Origin of the sequence: Pedobacter soli (assembly GCF_900101435.1) — a bacterium.
Lineage (GTDB): Bacteria > Bacteroidota > Bacteroidia > Sphingobacteriales > Sphingobacteriaceae > Pedobacter > Pedobacter soli.
The window spans coordinates 255,107-267,859 of sequence record NZ_FMZH01000002.1; the positions used below are offsets into that span (position 1 = coordinate 255,107).

Consider the following 12,753-nt stretch of genomic DNA (forward strand, 5'->3'; position numbering starts at 1 on the left):
GGCAAACAATACAAAACGAAATGAGCAATACTAGAGGACCAATATCTCAGTTTATGGAGCGTAATTACCTCCATTTTAATGCTGCGGCAATGATGGATGCGGCTAAAGGATACGAAACGCATTTGGATGAAGGTGGAAAAATGATGATTACACTTGCCGGTGCAATGAGTACTGCAGAATTGGGTATTTCACTTGCTGAAATGATTCGTCAGGATAAAGTGGCGATTATTTCTTGTACAGGTGCCAATTTAGAAGAGGATATTATGAACCTGGTTGCGCATTCTCACTATAAACGTGTGCCTAACTATCGCGACTTAAGTCCGCAGGATGAGTGGGATTTGTTAGAGAACCATTATAATCGTGTTACCGATACCTGTATTCCGGAAGAAGAAGCTTTCCGTCGTTTACAGAAACACATCCACAAAATCTGGAAAGATGCAGATGATGCGGGCGAAAGATATTTCCCGCATGAGTTTATGTACAAAATGTTGTTGAGTGGTGTTTTAGAACAATACTACGAAATTGATCCTAAAAACTCATGGATGCTGGCTGCTGCTGAAAAGAATTTACCAATTGTGGTACCGGGATGGGAAGATTCGACCATGGGTAACATCTTTGCTTCTTATGTAATCAAAAACGAATTCAAAGCAACAACGATGAAAAGCGGTATTGAGTATATGGGCTGGCTTGCCGATTGGTATGTTAAAAACTCAGAAGGTAAAGGAATTGGTTTCTTCCAGATTGGCGGTGGTATTGCCGGCGATTTCCCGATTTGCGTAGTACCAATGTTATATCAGGATATGGAAATGGAAAACATTCCTTTCTGGAGCTATTTCTGCCAGATTTCAGATTCGACTACTTCTTATGGCTCATATTCTGGTGCTGTGCCAAACGAAAAGATTACCTGGGGTAAACTGGATATCCATACGCCTAAATTTATCGTAGAAAGTGATGCAACAATCGTAGCACCCTTAATGTTTGCGTGGATATTAAAACAATAATCGCAAGAAATAAATAAACCAAATTGGTTTTTGGTATGCCCATTTGAGATTAGGTATCAAAAATGGGCATTTTTATTGCCTCAGTGGCTCAAATCAGCATTTGTTTAGAATGATTATAAATTGTATTTCCAGTCACTATTATGTCATGGGATTTATTAATAAGTTATACTTTTGTTCAAGTTTTGATGGGGCTATCTGGGTTCAAACATCAATTTCACAACAAAAAGTAAATTAAATAAGTATAAAGTGTTCATTATGAGAGATATCTCGATGATTTTAAAGAATGTTTGGAAGTCGTTATTCGTATTTTCAGCAGTTTCCGTAATAGCGGTTTCTACCGTAAATGCGCAAGATGCTAAAGAGGGAAGGACGCTTTTCAAAGCAAAATGTACGTCATGCCACGCATTAGATCAGAAAATGGTTGGTCCGGCCTTAACAGGAGTATCGGATCGTCACTCTGAAGAGTTCCTTTTAAAATGGATTCCAAATTCGCAAGGTCTGGTAGCTTCTGGTAACCCTGAGGCTGTTAAACTTTTTAACGAAAACGGAAAAGTTGCGATGACATCTTTCCCTGAGTTAGATGAAGCAAAAGTAAAAGACATCTTAGCTTACATTAAAGAAGGCGAACCAAAAGCTGCTAAAACCGATGGTGGTGCTGTTGCTAAAGATGAATCTACTTCAGGTTTATCAATTGCAGGTATCGTAGCTATCGTAATTGTAGCTATTGTTATCCTTGTAATTTTAGGTCGCGCATCTAAATTATTAGAGCGTTTGATTTTACAAAAACAAGGTATTGAAATTGAAGAAGATGTGCCATTGAAAGTAGGTGTGCGCAAGATGTTCAAAAACAAGAAATTTGTAATGTTCTTTATCTTGTGTCTAATTATCTGCTTAGGTTCGTTCGGTTGGATGGGTATGTGGAATACCGGTGTTCATACAGGTTATCAGCCAGTTCAGCCAATTAAATTCTCTCACGAGCTGCACGCTGGTATCAATCAGATCGATTGTCAGTATTGTCACTCTGGAGCATTTAAATCTAAAAATGCATCTATTCCATCATTAAACGTTTGTATGAACTGCCACAAAGCGGTACAGGCAAGAGATAAATATGACGGCGAGATTTCTCCTGAGATCAAAAAAATCTACAGTGCTTTAGGTTACGATCCTGAAACACAGAAATACGACGAGAGTAAATCGAAACCAATGGAGTGGGTACGTGTACACAATCTACCTGATTTTGCTTACTTCAACCACTCTCAACACGTGGTAGTTGCAGAAGATGCAATTCGTAAAGCAAAAGGATTACAACCAACTGAACCTGTTTGTTTCGCTTGTCACGGTCCGGTTAATACAATGGAAGAAATTTATCAATATTCTCCGTTAACCATGAAATGGTGTATTAACTGCCATAAAGAAACAGATATTTCTGGTCAGAAAAACAATGCTTTCTACGCTAAGGTTATCGAAGCGCACGAAAAAATTAAAAAAGGCGAGAAAATTACCCCAGCGTTATTGGGTGGTTTAGAGTGTGGTAAGTGCCACTATTAATAGATTAGAGTTTAGTAAGAACGTTCGATACACAGTAATATAGCTTAAATGGAAAGCAATAAAAAATACTGGAAAGGCTTAGAGGAGTATAACAATACACCGGATTTTGTTAAAAATAACAAAAACGAATTCGCCGAGCCACTTCCAATAGAAGATGTTTTAAATGAAGCAGGGTTAAGTACCGTTACCCCACGCCGCGACTTTTTAAAGGCGTTAGGCTTTGGTTTAGGTGCGGTTACATTAGCAGCCTGCCAAAGTACACCGTTAAAAAAATCAATCCCTTATCTGGTAAAACCTGAAGAGGTTACTCCAGGTATCCCTAACTTTTATACTTCAAGCTTCAACGGCCAGAGTATTTTGGTTAAAACAAGAGAAGGTCGCCCAATTAAAATTGAACCGAATCCAAATGCAGGTTTATACAATTGCGGTACCGATGCAAGAGCGCAAGCTTCAGTATTAGATTTATACGATGTATCTAAACTAAAAGCACCAGCTTTAGTAAAAGGCGGTCAGACTGAAGAAACTACCTGGGCAAAAATCGACAGCTTTGTAAAAGGCGAGTTGGCAAAAGCACAGGCTTCAGGTAAAAAAATCCGTATTGTAGCATCAACAGTAAACAGCCCGTCAACCAACGCAGTAATTGCTCAGTTTGTGGCTAAATATCCTGCTGCCAAATTGGTTCAGTATGATGCTGTTTCTTATACAGGTATTATCCAGGCTAACCAAAACAGTTTTGGTAAAGCTGTTTTACCAAAGTACAACTTCGATAAAGCCGATTTAATTGTAAGTTTCAGTGCCGATTTCTTAGGTACCTGGATCAGTGGTGAAGAGTTTACTGCTCAATACACTGCCAACCGTAACTACAAATCGTTAGAAAATAAAAAAATGAGCCGCCACATTCAGTTTGAAGGTGGTATGAGCTTAACTGGTACCAATGCCGATACCCGTGTTCCGGTTAAATTATCGGAAGAAGGTCCTGCATTAATCGCTTTATACAATGCAATTACTGGTCAGGCTTTACCTGGAGGTTCATTAGCGAATAATGCAACTGCTGATAAAGTAATTAAATTAGTTGCTAAAGAATTATTACAAAATAAAGGTAAAGGTTTAGTAGTTTGTGGTTCGAACGACGTTTCTACTCAAATCCTGGTAAATGCTATTAACGCCGCTATCGGAAGTTATGGTACTACTATCGATTTAGATAACCCTTGCTACTTATATGCTGGTAACGATGCCGAATTTAATGGCTTAGTTGCTGAAATGGTACGTGGCGAAGTTGGTGCAGTTTTATTCTTAAACAGCAATCCGGCTTACGACGCAGCAAATCCAAAAGCATTTACTGATGCTTTAGCTAAAGTTCCGGCAAAAATTTCATTCTCAGACCGTGCTGATGAAACAGCTACGCTTTGCGATGCAATTGCCATTAACCACAACTACTTAGAATCTTGGGGTGATGCTAACGCTTACGAAGGATATTATTCTATCGTTCAGCCAACCATTAACCCGGTATTCAATAGCCGTCAGGCAGAAGAAAGTTTATTAACCTGGGCTGATGCTCCTGTTAAAGACTACTATCAGTTTGTACGCAGCAACTGGGAAGCTAAAGTATTACCAGCTGCAGGCTTGAAATGGGAAGAGGTATTGGAAAAAGGTGTAGTTACTACAACGGCAAAAGCCGCTGGTGCTTACAGCTTCACTTTATCGTTAGCTGCAGTAGCTACTTCAATTACCAACAGCAGCAAAGCTTTAGATAAAGATATCCAGTTACAGGTTTACGAAAACATCCCGATGCGTGATGGTAAAAATGCTAACAATGCATTCTTACAGGAGTTACCTGATCCGGTTTCGAAAGTAACCTGGGATAACTTTGTTGCCATTGCGCCAAAATTTGCAGAAAAATTAAAAGTTAAAGAATTTGATGTTGTAACTGTAAAAGGAAGCAACGGATATTCAGTAGAGCTTCCGGTATTGATCCAGCCAGGACAAGCACAGGGAACTGCTTCTATTGCATTAGGTTATGGCCGTGATAAAGCTGGTAAAGCTGGTAACGGTGTAGGTAAAAATGCTTTCCCTTTTGTTTCTTTTATCAATGGAACAATGCAATATGCTACTTCGGTAACCATTACTCCAACAGGCGGTTATTACGAATTGGCTCAAACACAAACTCACCACTCTTTCGAGGGCCGTGCAGTAATTAAAGAAGCTACTTTTAAAGAGTACTTAAAAAATGCTGGTGCCGGTAACGAAAAAGGCGAACACAAAAACTACGATCTTTGGGATCAATATGAAAAACCAGGTAACAACTGGGTTATGGCAATCGATTTGAATGCTTGTACTGGTTGTGGTTCTTGTATTGTTGCCTGTAACGTAGAAAACAACATTCCGGTTGTAGGCCGTGATGAGGTTCGTCGTCGTCGTGAGATGCACTGGATCCGTATCGACCGTTACTATAGCTACGAAACTAAAGAAGGCGATGTAACCAGAGAGAAAGAAATTGCAAAACTAGAAGATTTAGACCACGTTTCAGTTGTTCACCAACCGATGTTGTGCCAGCACTGTGACCACGCACCTTGCGAAACTGTATGTCCGGTATTGGCAACAGTACACTCAAGTGATGGTTTAAACCACATGGCTTATAACCGTTGCGTAGGTACACGTTACTGTGCAAACAACTGTCCATACAAAGTACGTCGTTTCAACTGGTTTAACTACTGGAACGATTCTCGTTTCGATAACTATTTAAATAACGAGTTTACCCAATTGGTATTGAATCCTGATGTAACCACACGTTCACGTGGTGTTATGGAGAAATGCTCTATGTGTATCCAACGTATCCAAGGTGGTAAATTACAGGCTAAATTGGAAAAACGTCCATTAAAAGATGGCGATATTAAAATGGCTTGTCAGGAAGCTTGTTCAGCAAATGCAATTGTATTTGGTGATGCAAACGATCCTAATTCAGAAGTTTCAAAAGCATTGCGTTCTGAGCGTATCTACTACGTATTAGAAGAAATCAATGTGAAACCAGGTATCGGCTACATGACAAAAATTAGAAATACAGATACAACAGTACAAGCGTAAGCTTTAGTATAAAGAAAATACAAATTATGTCAGGACATAACGAATCAATACTTAGAGAACCATTAATTACCGGCGATAATATCACGTATGCAAAAATTACGGATGATATTTTGATGCCAGTAGAAAATAAGCCAAACAAAGCTTGGTGGATTGGTTTCATCGTTTCCGCATTAGGCGCCTTACTTTGGGTGGTAGCTGTAAGTTACACCTTCTGGAACGGTATCGGAGCGTGGGGTTTAAATAAAACAGTAGGTTGGGCATGGGATATCACCGGTTTCGTATGGTGGGTAGGTATCGGTCACGCCGGAACGCTAATTTCGGCTGTACTATTACTTTTCCGTCAGAACTGGCGTAACTCAATCAACCGTTCGGCAGAGGCGATGACAATTTTCGCCGTAATCTGTGCCGCAACTTATGTAGTATCACACATGGGCCGTCCATGGTTAGCTTATTGGGTTTTACCTTTACCAAACCAGTTTGGTTCACTTTGGGTAAACTTTAACTCACCATTGGTATGGGATATGTTTGCGATCTCAACTTATTTCTCTGTATCATTATTATTCTGGTACACAGGTTTATTACCAGATATTGCAACTATCCGCGACCGTGCAGTGGGTACACGCAGAAAAATCTATTCTATCTTCTCTTTCGGGTGGAGTGGAAGCGTTAAAACATGGCAACGTTTCGAAGCGGTGTCGTTAATCTTAGCGGGTATTTCTACACCACTTGTACTTTCGGTACACACCATTGTATCTATGGACTTTGCAACTTCGGTAATTCCGGGATGGCACACTACCATCTTCCCTCCATATTTCGTGGCCGGTGCGATTTTCTCAGGTTTCGCGATGGTATTAACCTTATTATTGGTTGCACGTAAAGTATTAGGTTTAGAGAATTACATCACCATGTTCCACATTGAGTCGATGAATAAAATCATCATCTTAACCGGATCAATCGTAGGTGTGGCTTATTTAACTGAGTTCTTCATTGCATGGTATTCAGGCTCTGAGTACGAGCAATATGCTTTCATCAACAGGTCTACTGGTCCTTACTGGTGGTCTTACTGGATGATGATGACTTGTAACGTAATCTCTCCACAGTTATTATGGTTCAAAAAGATCCGTTTAAGCATCAAAGCTACCTGGATTTTATCGATCGTAGTAAACGTAGGTATGTGGTTCGAGCGTTTCGTAATTATCGTTACTTCATTACACCGCGATTATATTCCATCTAGCTGGGCGATGTTCTATCCAACCTGGGTTGATATCAGTGTATTCGTAGGTTCGATTGGTTTATTCTTTACCTTATTCTTATTGTTCTTAAGAGTATTGCCATCAATCGCTATCGCAGAGGTTAAATTATTATTAAAATCTGCAAGTGAGCAAGCTAAAATGAAACAGATTAAAGAAGGGCACGAGAATAAAGAATATGTAGCTGAGTACATAGAGTCTTTAGAAAAATTTGATAGTGTTAAACAAGAAGATTACGCAAAAATATAACAATGAGTGATATCAAATATATTTTAGGCAGCTTTGGCGATCCTGATGAAATGATGCATGGCATCGAAAAACTTCAGGAAAATAACATCAGCATTTATGATGTATATACTCCAATGCCTATACACGGAATAGAAGCCAAATTAGGAATTAAAAGATCTAGAATCGATATCGCAGCATTTTGCTTTGGTATTACCGGTACTTGCTGTGCATTCGCTTTGATTTATTTCTGCGCAGTTATCGATTGGAGAGTAAACATAGGTGGTAAACCATCATTTGCATTGCCGGATTTTATTCCGATAATGTTCGAGCTTACAGTATTATTCTGTGCTTTCGGTATGGTGTTAACTTACTATGCTTCTACACACTTATTTCCAGGAAGAGCACCAAGAGTGATGGATTTACGTGCTACTGATGATCGCTTTGTAATTGCAGTTGATGCAAAAGACAACGCCGCACACACGGTAATTGATGGATTATTAAAAGATGCAGGTGCTTTAGAAGTAAAGTATAATGAAAGGAAGTACATTAGCTATGAATAAGAATAAATTTGTTTACACAGCGTTTTTAGCTATCGCTTTTGCAGCTACCTTTTCTGCTTGTAGAGATAAACGCAGTACTGGCTTAGAATATGCCAGAAACATGTATGATCCGATTGCTTACAATCCGGATCAGCCAAACAAGAATTTTAAAGATGGTAAAACGGCACAATTGCCACCAGCACATACTAAACCGGTAGGTTTTACCGAGTATGATGAGTTTCCTAATACCCTTGAGGGATATCAGGCAGCGGGTGTGAGCATGGTTAACCCTTTACCGGTTGATACTGTAAATTTAGCTCAGGGTAAACACTTGTTCGACGTTTTCTGTAGCCCATGCCACGGAACAAAAGGAGACGGACAAGGACACCTGGTAAAAATTGAGAAATTTAATGGTGTACCTTCTTACTTCGCTGGAAGTTCATCAAGAGGTGGGGAGATGAAAGCACTTACAGCTGGTAAAATCTACCACACCATTACCTACGGTGTAAATAATATGGGCTCACATGCTTCACAAATTTCACCAACTGATCGTTGGAAAGTAGTGATGTATGTTCAGGAATTACAAAAACAACAATAAGTAAAGCAGAATATAAATGGGAACTCACAATATTAATTTTAGTGAACAGTTTGAGTTTACAGGAAAAGTAAAAACCTTAAGCATAGTTGGTATCCTTATCGGTGCAGCAGCTGTTCTTTTCGGTTTCTTAGCCGGCGATAAAGTAATGCACGAGCGTACTTTTGCCAACCTGTTGCTTATGGCATATTACTTTGCATGCGTTTGTATGTCGGGTACATTTTTCCTTGCTGTTCAATATGTAGCGCAGGCAGGATGGTCTGCATCTATTTTACGTGTACCACAGGCTATGGCAAAAACTTTGCCTTTAGCAGCTGTAATACTTGTTGTAGTTATTTCAGCAGGTTTATTTACACATAACTTATACCACCACTGGAATGCTGAAGGATTAACTGATCCAAACAGCCCGCACTATGATTCAATCATTGCTGGTAAATCGGTATTCCTTAACGTACCTTTCTTCTTAGGTCGTCAGGTTATCTTCTTAGGTGTTTACAGCATTTTTTCAATGCTTTTTGTTAAACTTTCTTATAACGAAGATTTAGCTGGTGGTTTAAACTCTTACAGAAAAAGCTTCAAAAATGCTTGTATCTTCTTAGTTATCTACGGATTTACAACTCCTGTTTTTGCTTTCGATACCGTGATGTCATTAGAGGCACACTGGTTCTCAACCATGTTCGGTTGGTATAACTTCGCCGCCATGTGGGTAAGCAGTTTAGCAACTATTGCTATTATCCTGATCTTGTTAAGAAGAGCTGGCTACATGCAGTGGATTAACAACAGTCACTTACACAATTTAGGCCAGTTTATTTTCGGTTTCTCTATCTTCTGGACTTATGTATGGTTTGCTCAGTTCTTATTGATCTACTATGCAAACATGCCTGAGGAGACTGTATATTTCTTCAAACGCTTTGAATATTACAAGTTCTGGTTTTTCTTAAACCTTGCGATGAACTTCTTAGCGCCAGTGTTATTGTTAATGGATAGAGATAACAAAAGAACCGATGCCAAATTATTATTCGTTTCTATCGTGGTATTATTAGGTCACTGGGTAGATTACTACCAAATGATTATGCCAGGTGCAGTAGAAGATGGTCACAATGGTTTCGGAATTGTTGAAATCGGAACTGCAGTAGGTTTCGTAGGATTGTTTACCTTTACCGTTTTATCGGCATTGAGTAAAAAGCCTTTGATTGCAAAGAATCACCCATTATTACAAGAAAGTTTGCATCATCAACTGTAATGATGATAAGATAGAGCAAATATTTAGTTATTATTATAATTAGCAGTACAGCGTACTACTTTTAAGAAAATGAGTTTAAGAAAGTTTATAACGAATAAAACGACCGCAGCTTTAGCAGTATTACTTACTGTTTTTGCAAACACTAGCGTATTTGCGCAAGATGCAGCAGCAGGTGCTGCCGCGGCACCGAAGGTTGATATGGGCGAGGTTTATAAATCGGTAATATTTTATATTCTGATTTTCCTTGCCGTATGTTTATTCATCGCAATTATCGGTAAATCGATAAGGGTATATGAATTAAGCCGCGAAGCACAAGGTAAACCTGTTGGCATTAACTGGAACAGGGTACATGCAAGTTTATTTGCCTTGTTCTTGGTGTTGGGTTTATATGGTGTATATTGGGAATATACCGTGCACGGTGCAATGTTACTTCCTGATGCAGCATCAGAACATGGAAAGAAAATAGATGAGATGTTCAATTTAACATTGATCATCACTACAATTGTGTTTGTGGTAACCCACATCTTATTATTCGGATTTTCTTATATCTACAAATATTCTGCAAAAAGAAAAGCTTACTACTATCCGCATAATAATACCATCGAAAAAATCTGGACTATTGTTCCGGCTTTAGTATTAACGGTATTGGTATTAATGGGTTTCTTAACCTGGAGATCAATCTTCTTTAAGGTTGAAGATCCAAACAACAAACCTTTACAGATTGAAGTAACTTCTGAGCAGTTCAAATGGTCTATCCGTTACCCTGGTGCTGATGGTGTTGTAGGTACTAAAAACTACAAATTAACTACAGCTGCTAATCCACTGGGTATCGATTTTAAAGATTTAAACTCTCGCGATGATGAGATGGCTGACGAAATGGTTATTCCGGTAGGAAAACCAGTTAAGTTAATCTTAACCAGTAAAGATGTAATTCACAGTTTTTACATGCCTCATTTCAGGGTTCAGTTAAACACTGTACCGGGTATGAGAACTTACTTTGAGTTTACGCCTACAAAAACAACTGCAGAGATGCAGCAAGAAACAAACGATCCTAACTTTAAGTACCTTTTCTTCTGTGCCAAAATCTGTGGTTCTGGTCACTACAACATGCAAAAAGTTGTACGTGTAGTTTCTGAGGCTGACTACAAAGCCTGGATAGCTGAACAGAAAACATACTTAAACGATGATTTAAGAAAACAATTTAATTTGCCAGTGGCACCTGCACCTGTAAAAGCAGAAGCAGATTCAGCAGCTACAGATTCAGCAGCTGTTAAAACTAACCAAATGGCTTTAAATAAATAATATTAAGCAGGAGCGAACGAATTATGTCAACAATAGCATTACACGACGAACACAATCACGATCACGCTGATCATGGACATCATAAAGAGACTTTGATTTCAAAGTACATCTTTAGTATGGATCATAAAATGATTGCCAAGCAATTTTTAATTACCGGTATCATTATGGCGGTAATAGCAATGGGCTTATCTATTTTATTCCGTATCCAATTGGCCTGGCCAGATAAAAGTTTCCCTTTCTTAGAAACATTTTTAGGTAAATGGGCTGAAGGCGGTCGTATTAAATCCGATTTTTATCTGGCATTGGTAACCATTCACGGTACCATCATGGTATTCTTTGTACTAACAGCCGGATTGAGCGGTACATTTAGTAACTTATTAATTCCATTGCAGATTGGTGCACGGGATATGGCTTCGCCATTCTTAAACATGCTTTCATACTGGTTCTTCTTTATGGCCTGTGTGATCATGATGTCATCATTCTTTATTCAAACAGGTCCTGCATCTGGTGGTTGGACAGTTTATCCGCCATTATCTGTAGTAGCGAAGGCTATGCCAGGTTCGGGTTTGGGTATGACCTTGTGGTTAATTAGTATGGTACTTTTCGTAGCATCATCATTAATGGGGGGTATCAACTACGTAAGTACAATCTTAAACATGCGTACTAAAGGTATGGATCTTTGGAAAATGCCTTTACCAATCTGGGCATTCTTCTTAACCGCTATTTTGGGTATTTTATCATTCCCTGTATTAGTTGCGGGTGTGGTATTAATGATCTTTGACCGTAGTTTCGGAACTAGTTTCTATTTATCAGATATCGTAATGGGTACTGATATTTTACCAAACGAAGGTGGTTCTCCAATTTTATGGCAACACTTATTCTGGTTCTTAGGTCACCCTGAGGTATACATCGTAATTATGCCTGCTTTAGGTATTTCATCTGAAGTAATTTCGGTAAACTCACGTAAACCAATCTTTGGTTACCACGCGATGGTTTACTCTTTAATTGGTATTACGGTATTATCATTCATCGTATGGGGTCACCACATGTTTGTTACTGGTATGAACCCGTTATTGGGTGGTGTATTTATGATCACTACTTTAATTATTGCGGTACCATCGGCAGTAAAAACATTTAACTACCTGGCTACATTATGGCGCGGTAATATCCGTTTTACTCCGGCCATGTTATTTGCTATCGGTTTAGTATCATTCTTTATCTCTGGTGGTTTAACCGGTATCTTCTTAGGTAACGCATCTTTAGATATTAACTTACACGATACTTATTTCGTAGTTGCCCACTTCCACCTGGTAATGGGATCAGCAGCGATTTTTGGTATGCTTGCAGGTGTTTATCACTGGTTTCCTAAAATGTTCGGTAAAATGATGAACGCTAAACTTGGATATTTACACTTCTGGTTAACTTTCATCGCTGCGTACCTGGTATTCTTCCCACTTCACTTCTTAGGTTTAGATGGTGTACCACGTCGTTACTATGCATTTACTGAGTTCGAGTTTATGAAAAAATGGTTAACTGTAAACGTATTTGTTACCTGGGCTGCTATTATGGCTGCGTTGGCACAAGTTGCGTTCTTATTTAACTTCTTCTACTCGATCTTTAAAGGTAAAGTTTCTCCTCAAAACCCTTGGGAAGCCAATACATTAGAGTGGACTGCACCAGTAGAGCACTTACATGGTAACTGGCCAGGTGAGATTCCAACTGTTTACAGATGGCCTTACGATTATAGCAAGCCAGGACATGATGCAGATTTCATTCCACAAACTGTTCCTTTCTCTCAAACCATGAGCTCTAACTTACCTCACGATTTTGAAGGAAATGCTGAAGCAGAGAAAATTCAACAGGAATGGGAATTAGCCAATCCGGTTGCAGAAAATAAAGGCTAGTTTTAAGCTTTAAATAAAATTTAGAAGGGGTATCTGATTAAGTTTCTGCTTATCCGGATACC

Annotated in this window: 9 protein-coding genes; all 9 read left to right on the forward strand. The window is 39.0% G+C overall.

Features of this window, described 5'->3' with window-relative positions; all coding sequences use genetic code 11:
* Positions 1–20 precede the first annotated feature (20 nt).
* The 9 genes from BLR37_RS05085 (at position 21) to BLR37_RS05125 (ending at position 12,691) form a co-directional block, all read left to right on the forward strand.
* Entirely contained in the window at positions 21–1,001 is a 981-nt protein-coding gene (locus BLR37_RS05085) for a deoxyhypusine synthase family protein (protein ID WP_039471440.1), read from the forward strand.
* Positions 1,002–1,256: 255 nt separating this feature from the next.
* Positions 1,257–2,549 carry a c-type cytochrome gene (locus BLR37_RS05090; RefSeq protein ID WP_090765454.1) on the forward strand — a complete coding sequence of 431 codons (1,293 nt, stop codon included), beginning with the start codon at positions 1,257–1,259 and terminating at the stop codon, positions 2,547–2,549.
* A 48-nt stretch (positions 2,550–2,597) separates the two neighbouring features.
* The gene (locus BLR37_RS05095) at positions 2,598–5,630 is read left to right on the forward strand and encodes a TAT-variant-translocated molybdopterin oxidoreductase (RefSeq protein ID WP_090765456.1); all 3,033 of its coding nucleotides are present in this window, start codon (positions 2,598–2,600) and stop codon (positions 5,628–5,630) included.
* A gap of 26 nt (positions 5,631–5,656) precedes the next feature.
* Complete coding sequence (nrfD, locus tag BLR37_RS05100) at positions 5,657–7,129, forward strand: NrfD/PsrC family molybdoenzyme membrane anchor subunit (RefSeq protein ID WP_090765459.1); 1,473 nt, start codon at positions 5,657–5,659, stop codon at positions 7,127–7,129.
* A 2-nt stretch (positions 7,130–7,131) separates the two neighbouring features.
* On the forward strand, positions 7,132–7,668 hold the full coding sequence (locus BLR37_RS05105) for a DUF3341 domain-containing protein (protein ID WP_039471449.1): 537 nt from the start codon (positions 7,132–7,134) through the stop codon (positions 7,666–7,668).
* Positions 7,640–8,245, forward strand: coding sequence for a c-type cytochrome (locus BLR37_RS05110; RefSeq protein ID WP_090765462.1), 606 nt, complete (start codon positions 7,640–7,642; stop codon positions 8,243–8,245). Before BLR37_RS05105 ends, BLR37_RS05110 begins: the two co-directional genes overlap by 29 nt.
* Positions 8,246–8,261: 16 nt before the next feature.
* Positions 8,262–9,485, forward strand: a complete 1,224-nt coding sequence (locus BLR37_RS05115) for a quinol:cytochrome C oxidoreductase (protein ID WP_090765465.1) — start codon at positions 8,262–8,264, stop codon at positions 9,483–9,485.
* Between the two features lie 69 nt (positions 9,486–9,554).
* On the forward strand, positions 9,555–10,787 hold the full coding sequence (locus BLR37_RS05120; protein ID WP_090765468.1) for a cytochrome c oxidase subunit II: 1,233 nt from the start codon (positions 9,555–9,557) through the stop codon (positions 10,785–10,787).
* Positions 10,788–10,810: 23 nt separating this feature from the next.
* Complete coding sequence (locus BLR37_RS05125; protein ID WP_208599602.1) at positions 10,811–12,691, forward strand: cytochrome c oxidase subunit I; 1,881 nt, start codon at positions 10,811–10,813, stop codon at positions 12,689–12,691.
* Positions 12,692–12,753: the final 62 nt, after the last annotated feature.